The 18,948-nt window shown below is 68.1% G+C and carries 14 protein-coding genes; 6 read left to right on the top strand and 8 right to left on the bottom strand.

Features of this window, described 5'->3' with window-relative positions:
• Nucleotides 1–43 precede the first annotated feature (43 nt).
• On the bottom strand, nucleotides 44–2,029 hold the full coding sequence (locus H162_RS0111295; protein ID WP_026354519.1) for an aminotransferase class V-fold PLP-dependent enzyme: 1,986 nt from the start codon (nucleotides 2,027–2,029) through the stop codon (nucleotides 44–46).
• Nucleotides 2,030–2,179: 150 nt separating this feature from the next.
• Here H162_RS0111295 and H162_RS0111290 point away from each other — a divergent pair, with 150 nt between their 5' ends.
• From H162_RS0111290 to H162_RS0111280, 3 genes are all read left to right on the top strand, one after another.
• Nucleotides 2,180–2,665, top strand: coding sequence for an Lrp/AsnC family transcriptional regulator (locus tag H162_RS0111290; RefSeq protein ID WP_020653577.1), 486 nt, complete (start codon nucleotides 2,180–2,182; stop codon nucleotides 2,663–2,665).
• A gap of 149 nt (nucleotides 2,666–2,814) precedes the next feature.
• Nucleotides 2,815–3,939 (top strand): branched-chain amino acid ABC transporter substrate-binding protein, encoded by a 1,125-nt coding sequence (locus tag H162_RS0111285; protein ID WP_020653576.1) that lies wholly within the window; start codon nucleotides 2,815–2,817, stop codon nucleotides 3,937–3,939.
• A 31-nt stretch (nucleotides 3,940–3,970) separates the two neighbouring features.
• On the top strand, nucleotides 3,971–5,779 hold the full coding sequence (locus tag H162_RS0111280) for a DUF885 domain-containing protein (protein ID WP_020653575.1): 1,809 nt from the start codon (nucleotides 3,971–3,973) through the stop codon (nucleotides 5,777–5,779).
• 39 nt (nucleotides 5,780–5,818) lie between these two features.
• Here the strand turns inward: H162_RS0111280 and H162_RS0111275 are convergent, their stop codons facing one another.
• From H162_RS0111275 to H162_RS0111260, 4 genes are read right to left on the bottom strand one after another with little or no spacing between them, the layout of a single operon-like run.
• On the bottom strand, nucleotides 5,819–7,510 hold the full coding sequence (locus H162_RS0111275) for a M14 family zinc carboxypeptidase (protein ID WP_020653574.1): 1,692 nt from the start codon (nucleotides 7,508–7,510) through the stop codon (nucleotides 5,819–5,821).
• Nucleotides 7,511–7,546: 36 nt separating this feature from the next.
• Nucleotides 7,547–9,049: a sensor histidine kinase gene (locus tag H162_RS0111270; RefSeq protein WP_229452028.1), complete on the bottom strand. Its 1,503-nt coding sequence runs from the start codon at nucleotides 9,047–9,049 to the stop codon at nucleotides 7,547–7,549.
• Nucleotides 9,046–9,951 carry a hypothetical protein gene (locus H162_RS0111265; RefSeq protein WP_020653572.1) on the bottom strand — a complete coding sequence of 302 codons (906 nt, stop codon included), beginning with the start codon at nucleotides 9,949–9,951 and terminating at the stop codon, nucleotides 9,046–9,048. Before H162_RS0111265 ends, H162_RS0111270 begins: the two co-directional genes overlap by 4 nt.
• A 5-nt stretch (nucleotides 9,952–9,956) precedes the next feature.
• Nucleotides 9,957–10,610 carry a response regulator gene (locus H162_RS0111260; protein ID WP_020653571.1) on the bottom strand — a complete coding sequence of 218 codons (654 nt, stop codon included), beginning with the start codon at nucleotides 10,608–10,610 and terminating at the stop codon, nucleotides 9,957–9,959.
• A 323-nt stretch (nucleotides 10,611–10,933) separates the two neighbouring features.
• On the opposite strand from H162_RS0111260, the gene H162_RS0111255 reads away from it, so the two are divergent.
• Both H162_RS0111255 and H162_RS0111250 read left to right on the top strand, forming a co-directional pair.
• A complete protein-coding gene (locus H162_RS0111255; protein ID WP_040787143.1) occupies nucleotides 10,934–13,228 on the top strand; it encodes a M28 family peptidase in 2,295 nt (764 codons plus the stop codon).
• An 83-nt stretch (nucleotides 13,229–13,311) separates the two neighbouring features.
• Entirely contained in the window at nucleotides 13,312–14,946 is a 1,635-nt protein-coding gene (locus H162_RS0111250) for a M28 family peptidase (RefSeq protein ID WP_020653569.1), read from the top strand.
• Between the two features lie 59 nt (nucleotides 14,947–15,005).
• On the opposite strand, the gene scpC is transcribed toward H162_RS0111250, so the two are convergent.
• The gene (gene scpC, locus H162_RS0111245; protein ID WP_020653568.1) at nucleotides 15,006–16,523 is read right to left on the bottom strand and encodes a succinyl-CoA:acetate CoA-transferase ScpC; all 1,518 of its coding nucleotides are present in this window, start codon (nucleotides 16,521–16,523) and stop codon (nucleotides 15,006–15,008) included.
• A gap of 38 nt (nucleotides 16,524–16,561) precedes the next feature.
• Complete coding sequence (locus tag H162_RS0111240) at nucleotides 16,562–17,503, bottom strand: bestrophin family protein (protein WP_026354518.1); 942 nt, start codon at nucleotides 17,501–17,503, stop codon at nucleotides 16,562–16,564.
• A gap of 154 nt (nucleotides 17,504–17,657) precedes the next feature.
• On the opposite strand from H162_RS0111240, the gene hpaR reads away from it, so the two are divergent.
• On the top strand, nucleotides 17,658–18,155 hold the full coding sequence (gene hpaR, locus H162_RS0111235; RefSeq protein WP_020653566.1) for a homoprotocatechuate degradation operon regulator HpaR: 498 nt from the start codon (nucleotides 17,658–17,660) through the stop codon (nucleotides 18,153–18,155).
• A gap of 70 nt (nucleotides 18,156–18,225) precedes the next feature.
• Here the strand turns inward: hpaR and H162_RS0111230 are convergent, their stop codons facing one another.
• A complete protein-coding gene (locus tag H162_RS0111230; RefSeq protein ID WP_020653565.1) occupies nucleotides 18,226–18,912 on the bottom strand; it encodes a PEP-CTERM sorting domain-containing protein in 687 nt (228 codons plus the stop codon).
• Nucleotides 18,913–18,948: the final 36 nt, after the last annotated feature.

Below are 18,948 nucleotides of genomic sequence, written 5' to 3'. Positions count from 1 at the left end.
CCGTACACAGCCAGCCCGGCAGGCCGGCTGTTTGACCATCTGATCAGTGTGCGAGGGCAATCCCGCCGCACAGGCTCCAGGCGCGCGGGTGGCCCAGGCCGCGCAGGGCGCGGGCGGCGCGGGCGCTGCGGGCGCCGCTGCGGCAGACGAACAGCACCGGCCGGGCGCCGTCGCCGGCCAGGTAGCCGGCATGCTCGGCCAGCCGCGACAGCGGCACGTTGAGCGCCGCCTGGCCATGCAGGCGGATCGCGCCGGCGCTGTGTTCGCGCAGCTCGCGCACGTCGACGACGAGGGCGTCGGGATGCGCGTCCAGCAGGCGCCGCGCCGCTGCGCTATCGAGCTCCGTGGCGCCCTCGCCCGGCGCCGCGGTCTCCAGCGACGCCAGCGCCCGCTCCGTCTCGCCGCGGCAACAGAGCGCCTGCGCACCGGCGTCCGGCCGCAGGGTCTCTCCGTGGCCGGCGAACACGAAGCGCACCTGGTCCGGCCCGAGCACGCCTGCCTGGGGCCTGCCGAACAGGTAGGCGCGGGCGCCGTCCTGCCCGGCCCTTGCCAGGATGGCGTCGCCAAGCGCGAGCGCGCCGCCGTCCGCGGGCCAGCCCGGCGCCCCGTCCATCTCGCGGGCCAGCGCGGCGGCGCCACGATCGTCCTGGCCGGTATGCAGGGAGGCCAGCAGGCGGTAGCCGGCCGCGCGCAGCATGGCGGCGCTGCGCCCGGCCACCGCCTCCGGCACGTCGATGGCGACGCACTGGCGCGCGCCGGCGTCGAACAGCAGCCAGCCGCTGGCGCCGTCGGCGTCGAGCTGCACCAGGCCCTGCGGCTGGCCGTCCAGCAGCGGCGAAGGCGCCAGCACCGGCAGGGCGAGCGCCCGGCCGCAGCGCGCGATCTGCGCGCAGGCCAGGTCGATCGTGGCGTCATCGAGCAGCGGGCCGAAGGACAGGCGCACCGCCGACGCGCTGCGCCGCACCGGCACGCCCATCGCGTCGAGCACGTAGCTCGGCGCCGCCCTGGCGGCCGAGCAGGCCGAGCCGGCACTGACGCGCACCCCGGCGGCGTCGAAGATTTCCAGCAGGTCGGCGCTGGCCACGCCCGGCACCGAGAAGTTGAGCGTGGTGGGCAGCGCATGCTCGAGCGGCGCGTTGAAGACGATGCCGGGGAAGGCCGCGCGCAGCGCCCCCACCAGCCGCTCGCGGCAGGCCAGCAGTTCGCTGTGCGAGCGGAAGGTCGCGCCGCCTTCGAGGGCCTCGAGCACCGCGCCCAGCGCCGCGATGCCGGCCATGTTCTCGGTGCCCGAGCGCTGGCCCTCCTCCTGCCCGCCGCCGCACATCAGCGGCGTATACGGTGCGCCCTCGCGTACGTACAGCATGCCGATGCCCTTGGGCGCGTACAGCTTGTGTCCGGAGAACGGCGCGTAGTCGATGCGCGACGCGCCAAGCGCCAGCGGCAGCTTGCCGAGCGCCTGCACGCAGTCGACCATCCACAGCGCCGGGCTGGCGCTCTCGCGCAGCACGGCGGCGATGCCATCCAGGTCCGACACCACCCCGGTCTCGTTGTTGGCGGCCATCGTGCACACGAAGGCGGCGCGCGGCGCCAGCTCGCGCAGCACGTCGAGCCGGTGGCGGCCGCCGGCGTCGACCGGCAGCGCGCGCAGCTCCAGCCCCGTGCCGAGCACCTCGTTCCAGTGCGCCAGGCTCTCCGGCACCGCCTTGTGCTCGGTCGCCCCGTAGAGCAGCAGGTCGCCGCAGGCTTCGCCCCGCTGGCGGCGTGCGCGGATGGCGCACAGCGCGGACAGCACGGCGGTCTGGATGCCCTCGGTGGCGCCGCTGTTGAACATCACCCTGCCGCCCGCCGCCCCCAGCACCCGGCGCGCGCTCGCGCGCGCCGCCTCGCGCAGCGCGCGGGCGCGCAGGCCGGCCGCATGGCTGCTGCTCGGGTTGCCGTAGCTGTCCCGCATCGCCGCGGCGGCGGCGGCGATCGCGGCCGGCAGCACGGGAGATGTGGCGTTAGCGTCAAGATAGATCTCTTTGTCCATGAATAAGTGCCAAAATTATAAAAAAAGGTGTCGCGAAAGGCGTTATTTTTAAGTAATATGATATGGGGTTGTGCTGGTGGAGATGTCCCAAATTCACCGGTTTATGGTCGAAATGAAGGATAATCATTCTTAGAACTACTAAATCGGAATATGAATTCACTCGACAAGTTTGACTGTGCGATTCTTGCCGCACTACAAGCAGATGCCACGCTCTCCATTTCCGGCCTCAGCGAGAAGGTCGGCCTGTCCAGCACGCCCTGCTGGAAACGCGTCAAGCGCCTCGAAGAAGAGGGGTACATCGAAAGCCGCGTCAGCATCGTCAACCGCGCCAAGGTCGGCCTGCCGGTCACCGTGTTCGTCAGCGTGCGCACGCCCGAGCACGACGAGAAGTGGCTGGCGCGCTTCGCCTCCGCCGTGGTCGCGCTGCCCGAGGTGCTCGAATTCCACCGCATGAGCGGCGACGTCGACTACCTGCTGAAGGTGGTCACCACCGACATCGCCGGCTACGACCGCTTCTACAAGAAACTGATCAAGACCGCGCGCCTGACCGGCGTGTCCTCCGCGTTCTCCATGGAACAGATCAAGTACAGCACCGCACTGCCGCTGGAACTGATCGCCCACGGCCTGCCCGCCTGATTGTCCCGGCGGGCGCCATGCCGGCCGCCGCCCCGCCGGGCGTCCTTGCGCCCTTCATTCCCGTCGCCGGATACCCTTAACCAGGCGTGCAAATCATGCGATGATGGCGGCCGTTCGAACTCAACGGAGACAAGGGAATGCCATCAACAATGAACATCGCGCACATGGCGCCGCTGGCGCTGGCGGCGCTGCTCGCCGTGCAGGCCAACGCCGCCGAACAGGTGGTCAGGATCGGCGTGAGCGGCCCGCTGTCGGGCGCGAATGCGTTCGCCGGCAAGGACAACGAGAACGGCGTGCGCCTGGCCGTCGAAGAACTGAACGCGCAGAAGCTCCAGGTGGGCGGCAACACCCTGCGCTTCGAACTGCAGTCCGAGGATGACCAGGGCGATCCGAAGCAGGGCGTGACGGTGGCCCAGAAGTTCGCCGACGCCGGCGTGAAGTTCGTGCTCGGCCCGTACAACTCGGGCGTGGCGATTCCCGCTTCGCGTGTTTACAACGACAACGGCATCCTGATGTCGACGGTCGGCACCAATCCCAAGATCACCCAGGCCGGCTACCCGACGGTATTCCGCATCGTGGCCAGCGACACCCAGGTGGGCGCCTCGGTAGCCGCCTACGCGGCCAAGGAACTGAAGGTGAAGAACGTCGGCGTGATCGACGACCGCACCGCCTTCGGCCAGGGCATCGCGATGGAATTCAAGCGCCAGGCGCAGGCGGCCGGCATGAAGGTCGCGGGCCATGAATTCACGACCGACAAGGCGAGCGATTTCACCGCCATCCTGACCGCGCTGAAGGCGCGCAAGGTCGACGCCGTGTTCTTCGGCGGCTACGCCCCGCAAGGCGCCCCGATGGCGCGCCAGATGAAGCAGCTCGGCCTGAACGTGCCGCTGCTCGGCGGCGACACGCTGTGCAGCCCGGAGATGGCCAAGCTGGGCGGCGCAGCCGTCGGCGAGAACCTGCGCTGCGCCCAGGCCGGCGCGATTCTGGCCAGGCAGCCGGGCGGCCCGGCCTTCCTGGCCGCCTACAAGCAGCGCTTCAAGCGCGAGCCGGACGTGTACGCGCCCTCGTTCTACGACCAGACCAAGTTCATCGCGCAGGCGATCAAGAATGCGAACTCGGTGGATTCCGCCAAGGTCGGCGCGGCCATGCACGGCATCAGCTACCAGGGCGTGGTCGGCACCTATGGCTACGACCCCAAGGGCAACCTGAAGAAGACCGCGGTGACCGTGTACACCTTCAGGAACGGCGCCTTGACGCCGCTGGCGAGCTACTGACCGGCACACCACGACAATAAGGACAAGACTGATGAAAGCAATCTTCAAGCTCGGCGCCCTGGCCACCGCCGCCCTGCTCGCCAGCGCACCGCTGGCGGCATCGGGCGCCGCGCAGGCCAGGACCCAGAGCAGCGCCGCCGACTCCCAGGCAAGCAAGCAGCTGAACAAGCTGGCCGACGAGTACTACGACGCGCTGGCGCGCTTCGAGCCGGTGTTCGCGACCGAGGGCGGCGACAACCGCTTCATCGACCAGCTGGGGCTGTCGATCTCGCCGAAGAACCGCGAGCGCCAGTTCGCGCTGTACCGCGGCTATCTGAAGCGCCTGCAGGCGATCCCGCGCGAGCGCCTGAACGGCCGCGACCAGACCAGCCATGACATCCTGAAGTTCGAGCTGGACACGGCGCTGCGCCTGGCGGCCTTCCCGGAACACCTGCTGCCGCTCGACCAGATGGTCAGCATGCCGGTGATCCTGGCGAACTACGCCAGCGGCCAGGGCGCCCAGCCCCTGAGCACCGTGAAGGACTACAAGGCCTACCTGAACCGCCTGTCGCAGCTGGCGCCGCACATCGACCAGTCGATCGCCAACATGCGCGAGGGGATCAAGGCCGGCATCGTGCATCCGCGCGAGCCGATGCAATCGGCGCTGCCGCAGTTCCAGCAGCTGGTGGCGGAGACGCCGGAGGCCAGCATCTTCTACACGCCCGTCAAGAACATGCCGGAAGGCTTTGCGGCGGCCGACAGGCGCAGCCTGGCCGAGTCCTACCGCAAGACCATCGGCGGCAAGCTCAATCCGGCGCTGGCGCGGCTGGCGAGCTTCATGGAGAAGGAATACCTGCCGGCCACCCGCACCACCGCCGGCTGGGGCGCGCTGCCGAACGGCGCCGCGTGGTACCAGGCGCGCGTGGCGGCCATGACCACGACCGACCTGACACCCGAGCAGGTCCACCAGATCGGCCTGAAGGAAGTGGCGCGCATCCAGGGCGAATACGCCGTGACCGGCCCGAAGATGGGCTACGACGGCCCCGCGGCCGGGCTGCCGCGCTGGGTCTCGGAGCAGCCGAAGTACAAGCCGTTCACCTCGGACAAGCAGGTGATCGACGTGTTCCGCGACCTCGACGCCAAGGTGCGCACCAAGCTGCCGGCCCTGTTCACCCTGATGCCGAAGTCGCCGCTCGACCTGCGCCTGGAGCCGGAACTGTCGCGCGCGACCGCCTCGGACCACTACACGCCGCCGGCGGTGGACGGTTCGCGTCCGGGCGTGTTCTGGTCGGTGGTGAACGATCCGAAGCAGTACGGCAGCACCGGCATGGTCACCCTGTACCTGCATGAAGGCCAGCCCGGCCACCACTTCCACATCGCGCTGGTGCAGGAACTGGGCCTGCCGAACTTCCGCAAGTTCGGCGGCAACAACGCGTTCACCGAAGGCTGGGCCCTGTATGCCGAGACCCTGGGCAAGGAGATGGGGCTGTTCGAGAAGCCCGAGGATTACTTCGGCCACCTGAACGACGAGATGCTGCGCGCGGCGCGCCTGGTGGTGGACACCGGCATGCACGCCAAGGGCTGGAGCCGCGAACAGGGCATCAAGTATTTCCAGGACACGCTGGGCTACTCGGAGCATGAGGCGCGCGCGCAGATCGAGCGCTACATGGTGTGGCCGGGCCAGGCGCTGGGGTACAAGATCGGGTCGCTCAAGATCGTCGAACTGCGCAAGCGGGCGGAGGCGGCCATGGGAGGCAGGTTCAGCCTGCAGAAGTTCCACGAGATCGTGCTGGGAGAAGGCACGCTGCCGCTGGCGGTGCTGGAGACCAAGGTGGATCGCTGGATCGCCGAGTCGAAGTAAGGTCAACAAAAAACCGGGGCGTCGCCCCGGTTTTTCATTTCATCGCTCGATCATGAAGACCGGATAGCGCCTCCACTCCGGCTCGCGATAGCGCTCGCAGTTGGCGAAGATAAAGTCCAGCACCGCCTCCTGGTCGGCCAGCAGCCCAGGATTCGCCGCCTTCCACTCCGCAAACTTCGCGGCCAGCGCCGGCTCGTCGCGCAGCAGTTCCTCGGCGTGGTCCTCGAACACATAGTCCGAATACGCTTCCTTCTTCTCCAGCACGCTATTGAAGAACCCCCAGCGGAAGAAGCTGTCGTGCGCCAGCGGCTCGAGCGTCTCGACCGCGTAGCGCGCGTTGTCCTGGTCCAGCGGCACGATGTAGTCGCCCGCGCGCAATGCCACCTGGCCGTGGCGCCGCTCGAGCGCCACCTCGTCGTGGAACATGTGGCCCTCGTAGGCGTTCGGGCGCGACGCCACCGAGGCGATGTGGTAATACGCCACGTCCTGGACGCGGCCGGATTCGATGCGCTCCATGCGCACGCCGTTCCACTGCAGGCGCTCGATCGCCTCGCGCCACTGCTGCGGCACCACATAGGCGCGCGGCGCCGGCACGCTGGCGTCGACCGGGAAGCTGTTGTAGTAGGCGATGTCGCGCTCCCACGGGCTGCTGCGGTCGTACCACAGGCGGGTGTACTCGCCCAGCACGCTCTTCCGGTACTTCGCCTCGTAGCCCTTGAAGCGGAAGGTCGACGGCTTGCTCTCGTCCATCTTCCAGCGCACCGGCCACTCGGTGCGCGAACGGCCCTCTTCCTTCGCGGCGCGGCGCAGCTGCTGGATGCGCGCGGCGTTCGCCACGGTGAAGTCGAGCGCCGTCTCGACCAGCGCCCGCATCGATTCGTAGCGGTCCCTGAACGGCTTGAGCATGTGGGTCTCGGGCATGAAGCCGATCGTGTTGTGCAGCGCCGCGTAGCCGGTCGAGAAGCGCGCGGTCTCCAGGAATTCGGCGATGCCGTGGTCCGGGCTGTCCTTGACCGGGTTCACGTAGGGACAGGTCGGCCAGCCGCGGCGCTCCATGTCGGCATACATCGCCGGCAGCATCTCGCCGCGCAGGAATTCGCCCAGGCCGCCGCCCAGCTTGTCCGCCTGGGTGTGGATCAGGGTCATCGTGTAGCTGTAGTCGGCGCCGTTCGAGGTGTGCGTGTCGACCATCACGTCCGGATCCCAGGCGCTGAACAGCCCGTTGAACACCTGCGCGGCCAGGGTGTCGCACTTGACGAAGTCGCGGTTCAGGTCGAGGTGGCGGCTGTTGCCGCGGAAGCCGAACTGCTCCGGGCCGTCCTGGTTCACGCGCGAGGTATCGGCGCGATTCAGGCTGCCGTCCACGTTGTACAGCGGGACGAACAGGAACACGGTCCGGCCCAGCGCCGCGAGGCGCTCCGGCTGGATGCAGAAGTCGCGCACCAGCGCCATGCAGGCGTCCACGCCTTCCGGTTCGCCCGGGTGGATGCCGTTGTTGTTGAAGAAGACCGGACGGCCGCTGCGCTTGATGGTCTCGCGGTCGAACACGCCGTCGGCGCTGACCACGCCGGCGTGGATCGGCACGCCCGCATCCGAGGCGCCTACTTTCTCGAAGCGCAGCACGCCGGGATAGGCGCGCGCGAGCTCTTCGTACCAGGCGATGCACTCGGCCCAGGTGGTGGTCTGGTTCAGGTTGCCCTTTTCATAAGGCGTCTTCAGTTGCTCGAGCATGATGGAGATAAAAATAAAGGCGGTTAAGCAAAGGCGCTACGATACCGTAGTTGGCGCTTCGAGTGGCAGTGCGATCGCCACCACCGTCCCGTCGCCCGGACTGGAGCGGACTTCGATGGCGCCGTGCAGCACGTACACGCGCTCGCGCATGCCGATGATGCCGATGCCTTCCGATGCGCTGGCGGTGTCGAAGCCGACGCCGTCGTCCACCACGCGGATGCGCAGCATGCCCTTGTCCTCGTCCAGCAGCAGGGTGACGTGGGCCGAGCGCGCGCCCGAGTGCTTCATCACGTTCGACAGCGCTTCCTGCACGATGCGGTAGGCCGAGATGGCCAGCTCGTTCGGCAGGCGCGCGAAGTCGCCCTCGCTGTCCAGGTCGAAACGGCAGCCCGAGCTGCTGTCGTAGTGGCGCACCATCTCTTCCACCGCGCCGTGCAGGCCCAGCATGTCCAGCACTTCCGGCCGCAGGCGGCGCACCAGGCGGCGGCCGTTGGCGTACAGGTCGAGCGCCAGCTTGGTGATGGCTTCCGACTTGCGCCGGATCTCTTCCAGCTCCGGTCCCGGCGGCGCCTTCGCCGCCAGCATGCCGATGGCCTGGGCTTCCAGGCGCGCGGCGATCAGGGACGCGTTCAGCTCGTCGTGGATCTCGACCGCGATGGTCTTGCGCTCGTCCTCGATGATCGAGTTCACCTTCTGGATCAGCTTGCGCTTGTCGGCGTCGGCGCGCAGCGCCTCGTTGCGCGAGGCCAGCAGGTCGCGGGTGCGCTCGGCCACCTTGTTCTCCAGGTCGCGCTTGGCTTCGTCCAGCGCCAGCGACATCTCGCCGATCGATCCCTGCAGCTCGCCGACCTCGCCGCCGGTCCGCACCGGCAACTGCACCCGGTAGTTGCCGCCGCGGATCTCGCGCAGCGCGCTGATCGCCTCGCGCAGCGGCACCGTCAGCGAGCGCGCCAGCACCCAGGCCAGCACGCCGCTGACGGCCAGCGCCAGCGCGGTGATCGACAGTTCGATGCGGAAGCGCGCGGTCTGCTTGGCCATCAGGTTAGTCGGCGACATCGTCACCCGTACCCAGCCCACCACCTCGGTGGTCAGGGTCGGCGGGCGCGAAATGCTGGACGCCGACACGTGCGGCGTGCCGTTGTCCGAGAACAGGTTGATCCACACCACCTGCTTCCTGATCGGCGCTTCGTAGTAATGCGGCTGGGCGTCGGTGGCGGACTCCGACACCACCCGCACCGCCGCGCGGTCGCTGGCGTCGATCACGTCGACGCGGTAGATGCTGCTGTCGGACTGCACCAGGCCGTTGATGGTCAGGCGCAGGTCGGACAGGTTGCCGGAGATGACGTTGTATTCGCTGGTCTCGGCCAGCGCGCGCGCCAGGATGCGTCCGCGCTCGGCCAGTTCCTCGGCCACCTGCGCCCGGTGCGCGTACCACGAGTACCAGACGAAGGAGGTGAACAGGAACACCACCGGCAGCATGGTGATGAAGGCCATGCGCCGGCCGAGGCCCCAGCCGCGCCAGAATCGCAGGTTCATCATGGCGCCGGCGCCGGGCGCGAGAACTTGCGGGCGATGTCGGTGACGCTCAGGTCGAGCGAGCTGGCCACGCCTTCGTTGATCATGGTGCGGAAATAGCGCGGGAACTGCGGCGGAGCCAGTTCGCCGGTGGCGACGAAAGCCGCCGCGATCTCGGCCACCTGGGTATTGATGTCCTCGATCTCGGAATAGGTGCTGGCCAGGGCGCCGACCTTGACCATGTCGGCCGAGAAGCCGATCACGCCCTGCTTGCGGCGGTAGCTCGAGAGCAGGATGTTGCGCACGTTCTCGGTGTTGTAGACCGCGCTGTCGGGCAGCGCCAGCAGCACTTCGGCGCGCGTCATGCGGTTCAGCGTATGGTTGATGTCGTCGCCCGGCGCGAAGCGCTGGACCTCGATCTCGACCTCGTCTTCCAGTAGCGGCCGCAGGAAGGCGGTGTCGGGACCGAGGATGGCGCCGGCGCGCACCGGGCGGCCGTACAGCAGCGCGGCCAGGCGCAGCTGGTCGGCCGGCGCCGGCTCGGCGTACACGGCGGTCAGCGCGCTGGCGCGCGCACGCGGCAGTTTCGCCGTCAGCATGCGCCACACCTGGCTGGAGGTATAGGCCGAGATCACCACGCAGTCGCAGCGGCGCGCCACCGCGTCGCGCAGGGCGGTCGGGCCGATGGCGACGTACAGCATGCGCCGGCTCTGCGCCAGCTCGGTGCGGAAGGAGGCGAAGGTCGGGACCAGGCGCTTGTACAGGTCATCGGCGATGCGCCGGGTGACCTCGGTATCGTCGCCGGTGATGATCTGGAAGCGGTAGCCCATGGAATCGGCGCGCGCCGGCGCGCGCTGCGCGGCGGCGGCAAACGCCAGTGCAAACAGGCCGACGGCGAGCCCGAGGCGGCGCAACAGGATGGCCATGGCGCTTACGGCGCGATCAGGCCGTGCTTGACAGCCAGCAGGGTGATGCTGGCCTGGCGGTGCACGCCCAGCTTTTCCTTGATCGACTGGCTGATGTTGCTGATGGTCTTGGTCGACAGGTCGAGCTTTTCCGCGATCTCCGCGTTGGTCATGCCCTCGGCCATCAGCTTGAAGATCTCCAGGCCGCGCTCGTCGAGCTGGGACTGGGGCGTGACCTCGCCGCGCACCGCCATGCTGGCCAGGCGCGCCGCGATCTGGGGCATGAAGTACAGCTTGCCCTCGTGCGCGTAGCGCACGGCCGTGGCCAGGTCGGCCGGGTCGCAGTCCTTGGTGACGAAGGCGTGCGCGCCGAGGCGGTAGGTTTCCTTGATCAGGCTATCCTGGTCGAACTGGCTGAGGAAGACGATCTTCGCCTGCGGGTCGAACTTGAGGATGGCCTGGGCCGCGTCCATCCCGGTCAGTTCGGTGCCGAAGCGCATGTCGAGCACGGCCACATCGGGGTGCTCGGCGGCGTACAGCGCCGTCGCTTCGTTCGGGGTCTTGGCCTGCCCGACCACCTGCATGCCCGCCGCTTCCAGCGACATGGCGAAGCCGGTCATGACGATCGGATGATCGTCGGCAAGCATCACACGGATGGGTTTGCTGTTCTGTTCTGCCACTGTTCTCTCCAGGCTCCTCGCCCTCGCTCTACATCTTCTTACCAAACTCTGGCAACCAAGTGTTCCAGCACACCGAAGGCTCGCTGCCTACAGGTCGATTATTTCATACAAAGCGCAGACAGGCGAGTCCGCCGATTTTCCACCCAAGAAACGTCAACCCGACATGCATATAGAAATTATTTTGCCATTCAATGGCTTTACTGATTGCCATCACATGGCATATATTTATTCTAGCATTAGTAATGTTTCTCCTCGCCTGAATGATGGAGCGACGGCAAGGCCTGCAAGCCGGGGCCCATAACGACAACAACAAGGAGATCGACATGCCCGCTTCGATAGCAGCGCCATGGTCCGCCCGCATGGCGGAATGGGCATGGGCAGGCGCCGCCGGCCTGGCCCTGGCCGCGCTGGCATGGCTGGCCTTCGCCCCGCCCAAGGTCCAGCCGCCCGCGGCGGCGATCGATGCGCCCGCGTGGCAAGCCCGCGCACTGGTCCATGTGACGACCCTGGCCGCCACCCCGCGCGCGATCGCGACGCCGGACAATGCCCGCGCGCGCGACTACATCGTCGGCCAGCTGCGCGCCATGGGGCTGTCGCCCGAAGTCCAGCGCGCCACCGTGCGCAAGTCGGTCGTGCGCTTTTTCGGGGGTACGCACATGACCATCGGCGTGGTGCACAACATCGTCGCGCGCATTCCCGGCAGCGCGCAGGAAGGCCGGCGCCGCCCCGCCCTGCTGCTGGCCACCCATTACGACAGTGGCCCGCATGCGCCCGGCGCGGCGCGCTCCGCCGCGCCCAGCGCGGCCCTGCTCGAAACCGCGCGCCAGCTGCTCGCGGACGCCCCTGGCGCCAACGACATCGTGCTGCTGTTCGCCGACGGCGAGCACGTGGGCGCGCTCGGCGCCAGGGGCTTCGTCGAGCAGCATCCGCTGGCCGGACAGATCGGACTGGCGCTGGCATTCGACAGCGCCGGCAGCGGCGGACCGCTGCTGCTCTACGGCGCCAGCGGGGCCGGCGGCGACACCTTGCGCCGCCGGGCGCGGGTGGCGCCGGAAATGCAGGGCTCCTCGCTGCTGGCCGAACTGGTCCAGCGGCTGCCGGATACGCCGCGCGTCGGCCCGCTGGCGGAACTGGACGCGCCGGTGCTGCTGTTCGCGAACGCCGAACGGCGCTTCGACGATGCAGGCAGCAACGACACCGTCGCCCGCCTGGAGCGCGCGACCTTGCTGCACACCGGCGACGCGATGCTGCGCCTGGCGCGCGAATTCGCCCATGCGCCGCTGGCCAGGGGGCGGCACGAGGCGCACAGCTGGTTCACGCTGCCGCTGGTCGGCCCGGTGCATCACTCGACAGCGCTCACCTGGCACCTGGCGCAGCTGTCCCTGCTGTTGCTGCTGGGCGCCTGCGTGCTCTCGTTTGCGCGCAGCGGCGCGGAGCCGGCCGTGCAGGGCCTGTTCGGGACCGGCCTGATCCTGCTGGCGGCGCGCATGGGCGCCTGGTCGCAGCGCGAGGCGCTGGCCGCCGCCGGCCCGGGCCTCGACCACGGCGCGGCGCTGGCGATCGGCGCCGTCATCGCCAGCCTGTTCGTGGCCGCCCTGTACCTGCTGCGCCGCTTCATCGGAACGCCGGCGACGGTGCTCGGCGCCATGGGCTGGACCCTGGTGGCGCTGGTCGTGTTCACCGCCCTGCTGCCGGGCGCCGGCTACCTGCTGGCCTGGCCGCTGGCCGGCGCGCTGGCGGCGTTCGTCCTGCTGCAGTCCGGATGGGCGGCGCTGCGCTCGCCCGCCGTCCGGCTGCCGGTGGCGCTGGCCGGGCTGGCGCCTGCCGCCATCCTGTTTCCCCAGGCGCTGCGCGACGCCTGGCTCGGGCTGGCCCCGCACGGGCTGTACCTGCCGGCGGTCGTGATCGGCATCCTGATGCTGTGTTTCGCCAGCCTGCTGCTGGCGCTGCGCATCGGCCACATGGTCGCGGCCGCGCTGGCGCTGGCGCTGGCCGCCGGCCTGACGCTGCCGGGCCGGGCGGCCGCTCCCGCGCCGCCCGGGCCGGTCGCGGCGCCGCCCGCCCGGCTGGTCTACTTCAAGGACATGAATACCTGGCGCGCCTACTGGCTGATGCCGCCGCAGCCGCTGGACGGCTGGACCCGGCGCATTTTCGCGGACCGCAGCGAGCCGGCCATCTTCGTCGAGACCTTCGGCTGGCACAGTCCGCGCCAGTGGTACACGGTGGCGCCGCGCGACGACGCGCTGTCCTTCCCGGAGACCATCATGCTCAGGAATAGCCGGACCCACGTACGCCATGGCGCATTCACGGTGCGCTCGAAGAACCGCGCGCCGCACATCGAGATGTGGGTGTCGGGGACCAGGCCGCTGCGCTCGCGCCTGGACGGCCAGCCGCTGACCTCGAAGGAAGGCGGCTGGTGGCTGTCGCTGTACGGCATGGAAGACCGGCTGCTGCATTTCGAGATCGAGGCCGATCGCGAGGACATCTTCGCCGTCACGGTCGAGGAACGCATGCCCGGCCTGCCCGGGCACCTGCTGCCGCCGCGGCCCCGGGACGCGCCGCCCCTGCTGCCGGGAACGGGAAAGACGGTGACCAGGGATATCCTGCGTTTTTACTGAGCAGTTGGAATACAATGCCCGGCATATGCTCCCGGGGTACCCCCGGAAGCATCTGACCAATTCATCAACTATCGCAGGATTCCATGTACAAGATCGTCTCCTCCGTTGTCCTCACCGCCCTCGCGGGCAGCCTGGCGCTGGCCTATCCGGCCCACGCCGCGGGCAAGGCGCAAGCCGCCACCGTCAAGGAAGCGCCGCTGCGCGCGCACCTGGCCTTCCTGTCGTCCGATGCCGTCGAAGGACGCGGCACCGGCCAGCGCGGCGGCGAACTGACCGTCACCTATCTCGAAACCCAGGCGCTTGCTGCCGGCCTGAAGCCGGCCAACGGCGCCAGCTTCCGCCAGCCGGTGAAGATCGCCGGCGTGCGCTCGCTGCCGCAGCAGAGCAATGTCGGCATCGTCGCCGGCGGCCAGGCGCTGCCGCTGCAGTTCGGCGCGGACTGGGTCTGGGGCCCGGGCGACGCCAAACCCGACCACAGCCTGGATGCGGACATGGTCTTCGTCGGCTACGGCATCAACGCGGCGGAAGAAGGCTGGGACGACTTCAAGGGCCAGGACCTGAAGGGCAAGGTGCTGGTGATGATGGTGAACGACCCGGCGCCGACCGCGGCCGAACCGAAGCGCTTCAACGGCGCCGGCCTGACCTACTACGGCCGCTGGACCTACAAGCTCGAGGAAGCGGCGCGCCAGGGCGCGGCCGGCGTCCTGCTGATCCATACCGACGCCTCGGCCTCGTACGGCTGGAGCGTGGTGCAGAACAGCTGGGCCGCCGCCGAGCGCTTCCAGCTGGCCGAGGGCAAGCTGGGCACCGGCCTGCAGGGCTGGATGACCGACGCCACCGCGCGCAAGCTGTTCGCAGCCGCCGGCCAGGACCTGGACAAGCTGCGTGCCGCCGCCGAAGACAAGAACTTCAAGCCGGTTGCGCTGAACGCCCGCGTCAAGGGCGAGGCGCGCGCCCAGGTGCGCACGCTGGAAGAGTTCAACGTGGCCGGCGTGGTGCCGGGCACCGATCCGAAGCTCAAGGACGAAGTCGTGATCTACAGCGCGCACTGGGACCACATGGGCAAGCAGGGCACCGAGGGCGACACCATCTTCAACGGCGCCGTCGACAACGCATCGGGCACCGCCGCGCTGCTGGCGATGGCGCAGGAAGCCGTGCGCCACCCGGCCAAGCGCAGCCAGATGTTCCTGTGGGTCGCCGCCGAAGAACAGGGCCTGCTGGGCAGCGCCGCGTACGCGGCCAAGCCGCTGTGGCCGATCGAGAAGACCGCCGCCAACCTGAACCTCGACAGCCTGAACTTCGTGGGCCTGTCCAGGGACGTCAACGTGCAGGGCAGCGAGCGCACCGACCTGGGCGCGATGGCGGCCAGCGCCGCCAAACAGATGGGCCTGGCGATCGCCGCGGCCAAGCCCGACCTGGCGGGCGGCTACTTCCGCAGCGACCACTTCAGCTTCGCCAAGGCCGGCGTGCCGGCGTTCTCGGTGGGCGCGGGCCATGGCTGGGTGAAGGACGTGGAAGCGAACGACGCCAAGCAGAAGGCCTACCGTGCGCGCTATCACCAGGTGTCGGACGAATACGATCCGAACTGGGACCTGTCGGGCATGGTGCAGCAGGCGCAGTTCACGCTGAACCTGGGACGCGTGGTGGCGGATGCGCCGAAGATGCCGGCGTGGAAGGCCGGAGATGCGTTCGGCAAGCTGCGGGCGGCGGCGAAGTAAGCCGGAACCGGAACCGTTACAAAAACGCCAGCCTGATGGGCTGGCGTTTTTCATGATGCCTACGCTTGTTGCGGCAGCATCGAGCCCGTTTCGCGGTAGCGAACGTGCCAGGAGAAAGCCTTTTCCAGCACATGCGGCGTATGGCCGCCGCCCTGCCCGGCTTCCGCCACGTAGTCGCGCAGCATCTGGCGGTAGGGCTCGGCGACGCAGCCTTCGATGATGCGCTGGGCGCGCTCGCGCGGCGCCAGGCCGCGCAGGTCGGCCAGGCCGACTTCGGTGACGACGATGTCGACATCGTGCTCGTTGTGGTCGACGTGCGACACCATCGGCACGATGCTCGAAATCTTCCCGCCCTTGGCGACCGACTTGGTCGCGAACACCGACAAATAGGCATTGCGCGCGAAGTCGCCCGAGCCGCCGATACCGTTCATCATGTGCGTGCCCGCCACGTGGGTCGAGTTGACGTTGCCGTAGATGTCGAATTCGAGCGCCGTGTTGATCGCGATGAGTCCCAGGCGGCGGATCACTTCCGGATGGTTGCTCACCTCCTGCGGACGCAGCACCAGGCGGTCCTTGTAGCGCCCGATGTCGCCGAACACCTGCCTGCCCTTGGCCTCGGACAGCGTGATCGAGGATCCGGAGGCGAAATCGAGCTTGCCGGCATCGAACAGGTCGAAGGTCGAATCCTGCAGCACTTCGGAATACATCGTCAGGTTCTTGAACGGCCCGTCGATCAGGCCCGACACCACGGCGTTGGCGATGGTGCCGATGCCGGCCTGGATCGGCATCAGGCGCTCGGTCAGCCGTCCCTGCGCGATTTCCTGGCTGAAGAAGCCGATCAGGTGGCCCGCGATCGCGGCGGTCTCCGCGTCGGGCGGCAGGATGGTGGAGGCGCTGTCGAACTTCTCGGTCATGACGATGGCCACGATCTTCTCGGGCGGGATCTCGATCGCCACGCTGCCGATCCGGTCGTTCACCGCCATGAGCGGCATCGGTTCGCGGCGCGGCCGGTGCTTCGGGATGAAGATGTCGTGCAGCCCCTCGAGCGCCGGCGACTGGCTCAGGTTGATCTCGACGATCACCTTGTCGGCCAGGATCGCGAAGCTGGCGCTGTTGCCGACCGAGGTGGTCGGGATGATGGCCCCGGTCTCGGTGATGGCGACCGCTTCGATGACGGCCACGTCGACCCCGGCGATCTGGCGCGTGCGCAGCAGTTCGACGGTCTCGGACAGGTGCTGGTCGACGAACATCACCTCGCCGCGGTTGATCGCCGCGCGCAGGGCCGGATCGGCCTGGAAAGGCATGCGGCGCGCCAGCACGCCGGCTTCGGCCAGGGTCTTGTCGACGTCGCTGCCGAGCGAGGCGCCGGTCATCAGGCTGATCTTCAGCGGTTCGCGCCGCGCCCGTTCGGCCAGCGCCAGCGGCACCGCCTTGGCGTCGCCGGCGCGGGTGAAGCCGCTCATGCCGACGGTCATCCCGTCCTTGATCCACTCGGCCGCGGCGGCGGCGCTGGTGACGCGCTGGCGCAGGAGCGGCAGGCGGATACGGTCGTGTTCAATGTGTGCATCGTGTTGCATTATTCCCTCTTCGGTTTCTCGGGCCAGGCAGGCAGCCCTCAGGTGAGGCAGTAATCGACAGGCGCCAGCGGGGGCGGCAGCTTGTCGTCGTGCAGGGCGGTGCGCAGGTCGATTTCGATCGCGCGGCAGATGGCGTCCAGCGGCAGGTCGTTCGGCTCCAGGCCGAACGGTTCCTCGAGTTCGTCGCCAAGCGCATCGAGCCCGAAGAAGGTGTAGGCCACGATGGCGACCACGAAGGGCGTCATGAAGCCGATCGAGTCGACCAGGCCGAACGGCAGCAGGAAGCAGTAGAGATAGGCCGTACGGTGCAGCAGCAGCGTGTAGGAGAACGGGATCGGCGTGTTCTTGATGCGTTCGCAGGAGGCGGCGGCGGCGGTCATGGCCGACAGCGTGGCGTCGATGGCGGCAACCAGGCAGGGATCGATGCGCCCTTCCTTCAGGCAGCGGCCCAGGTCCATCCCCATGTGCTGCATCAGGAAGTCCGGCCGGTTCGGCGCCTGCCGCACCTGCTCGTACTCTTCCGGCGACAGCAGCGCCGCCAGCTCCGCCCCGCTCGGCTGGCTGCGCAGCGAGTCGCGCAACACGTGGGAAAACGCGATCGCGCGCAGGATCATGCGCACCCGCACGTCGGCCAGGCCGTTGCGCACGTGGGCCGGTTCCTGGGCGTCGATCAGGCTGAGGCACTGGCGCGCCAGGTTGCGGCTCCTGAGCACCAGTTCGCCCCACAGCTTGCGCCCTTCCCAGAAGCGGTCGTAGGCCGAATTGTTGCGGAAGCCCAGGAAGATCGAGATCGGCAGGCCGATCAGGGTGAAGGGGATGGTGGTCAGAGTGATCTTCAGGTCCCACAGGTCGCCGTGGGACCAGGTCACCAGGGTGGCGACCGCGATGTTGACGACCAGCGCCAGCAGGATGCGCGACAGGATGGACCCGCGCACGACAAGGAACAACTTGAGCCCGGAGGGCCGGTCTCGGATAATCACGCTGATTGCCGCATTGTTTGAAAAAAGAGTAGGAGCGAGGAAAACTCACTAATATATTCGCAAGTTAATCACTAATATATTAGCTAGTCAAGGCGCAAGCGCAGTACCGTCGCTATTTTCTTCTCACCTCGCACGATTTGACCTGGAGTCCCCCTTGCCCCGCCGCATTACCCACCGCAACCTGCCCCAGCTTTTCCTGAAAGCGCGGGACTCGCTGATGTCGCACTTCCGCCCCATTCTGAATCACTTCGGCGTGACCGAGCAACAATGGCGCGTGCTGCGCGCGCTGGACGAGCACGAGCAGCTGGAACCGCGCGAGATCTGCGACCTGTGCCAGATCCTCAGCCCCAGCATGGCGGGCGTGCTGGCGCGCATGGAAGAGATGGAACTGGTCGCGCGCAAGCGCGTGGCGGCGGACGGGCGGCGCGTGATGGTCAGCCTTGCGCCCAAGGGCGACCGGCTGATCGACGAGATCGCGCCCCTGATCGAGCAGCAGTACCGGCTGATCGAACAGGCCTGCGGCAAGCGCCTTCTCGATGACCTGTCGAGCGCCCTCGCCGGCTTCATCGATGCGCAGGCCACGCCGGTGGCGCGGGTCGAGCTGCCGGCCATCGCGCCGGTGTCGGCCGGACGCCGCACGCCGCCGGGCTGAGCGCATAAAAAAACGGATTCATGATGGGCATGAATCCGCTTGTATTCGGGTGGCCTGGCGGCCCGGCGTATCAGGCCTTGCGGCGACGGGTCCAGCCGGCCAGCGCGAGGCCGGCGGCCATCAGGCCGAACGAGCCCGGTTCGGGCAGTGCGACCGGCGGCGGGGCGTTCACTTCGCCGGCCGTCAGCGTGTGGTCGTAGATCTTGATGAAGTCCACCGCGCCCGCACGCGCTTCGCCGCCGTCGTCGCGGAAGAAGTAGGCGGTGTTGTGGATGTTCCTGGAGAAGTCGGCGAAGTCGCTCGAGTCCAGGATATTCAGCACCAGTGCGCCGTCCTGGTACACCTTGAACCATTTGTCGGCGTCGCGCGTGACGGTCAGGCGCGTGTTCTGGAATTCCTTGGTCACGCCGCCCACCGTATTGTAGTTATACAGCGTATAGCCGCCGGCGTGCGTGTAGAAGCCGTAGTCGTTGGACAGGTTCCTGAAGTCGATGATCTTGTTGTAGTTCCCGAACGAGTTGAAGCGGAACTGCATGTCGATCGAGTACACGGCGCCCAGGTTCTGGTCCAGGCGCAGGCCCTTGTTGGCGTCGAACACGTACTCGTTCGCGCCGAGGGTGCCGCCCAGCGACACCAGCGAGGCGCCGCCCTTGGCATCGGTCAGCGAGCCATTCAGGTTGTATTGGTGGATCAGGGATGCACGGCTGTCGAGAGCAACGAACAGCAGGGCCGTTGCCATCAGCTTGTGGAATTTCATGTCGTTCTACCTTTTGATTAAAGTGTAGTTGCATTC

The organism is Massilia niastensis DSM 21313 (genome assembly GCF_000382345.1).
GTDB lineage: Bacteria > Pseudomonadota > Gammaproteobacteria > Burkholderiales > Burkholderiaceae_D > Telluria > Telluria niastensis.
The sequence above is the reverse complement of the archived record's forward strand: the minus strand, read 5'-3'. Positions and strand labels throughout refer to the sequence as shown.

Bases quoted from the DNA above. Each gene is read 5' to 3' on its own strand.
- H162_RS0111295 (WP_026354519.1), bottom strand. From the start codon at position 2,029: ATGGACAAAGAGATCTATCTTGACGCTAACGCCACATCTCCCGTGCTG.
- H162_RS0111290 (WP_020653577.1), top strand. From the start codon at position 2,180: ATGAATTCACTCGACAAGTTTGACTGTGCGATTCTTGCCGCACTACAA.
- H162_RS0111285 (WP_020653576.1), top strand. From the start codon at position 2,815: ATGAACATCGCGCACATGGCGCCGCTGGCGCTGGCGGCGCTGCTCGCC.
- H162_RS0111280 (WP_020653575.1), top strand. From the start codon at position 3,971: ATGAAAGCAATCTTCAAGCTCGGCGCCCTGGCCACCGCCGCCCTGCTC.
- H162_RS0111275 (WP_020653574.1), bottom strand. From the start codon at position 7,510: ATGCTCGAGCAACTGAAGACGCCTTATGAAAAGGGCAACCTGAACCAG.
- H162_RS0111270 (WP_229452028.1), bottom strand. From the start codon at position 9,049: ATGATGAACCTGCGATTCTGGCGCGGCTGGGGCCTCGGCCGGCGCATG.
- H162_RS0111265 (WP_020653572.1), bottom strand. From the start codon at position 9,951: ATGGCCATCCTGTTGCGCCGCCTCGGGCTCGCCGTCGGCCTGTTTGCA.
- H162_RS0111255 (WP_040787143.1), top strand. From the start codon at position 10,934: ATGCCCGCTTCGATAGCAGCGCCATGGTCCGCCCGCATGGCGGAATGG.
- H162_RS0111250 (WP_020653569.1), top strand. From the start codon at position 13,312: ATGTACAAGATCGTCTCCTCCGTTGTCCTCACCGCCCTCGCGGGCAGC.
- scpC (WP_020653568.1), bottom strand. From the start codon at position 16,523: ATGCAACACGATGCACACATTGAACACGACCGTATCCGCCTGCCGCTC.
- H162_RS0111230 (WP_020653565.1), bottom strand. From the start codon at position 18,912: ATGAAATTCCACAAGCTGATGGCAACGGCCCTGCTGTTCGTTGCTCTC.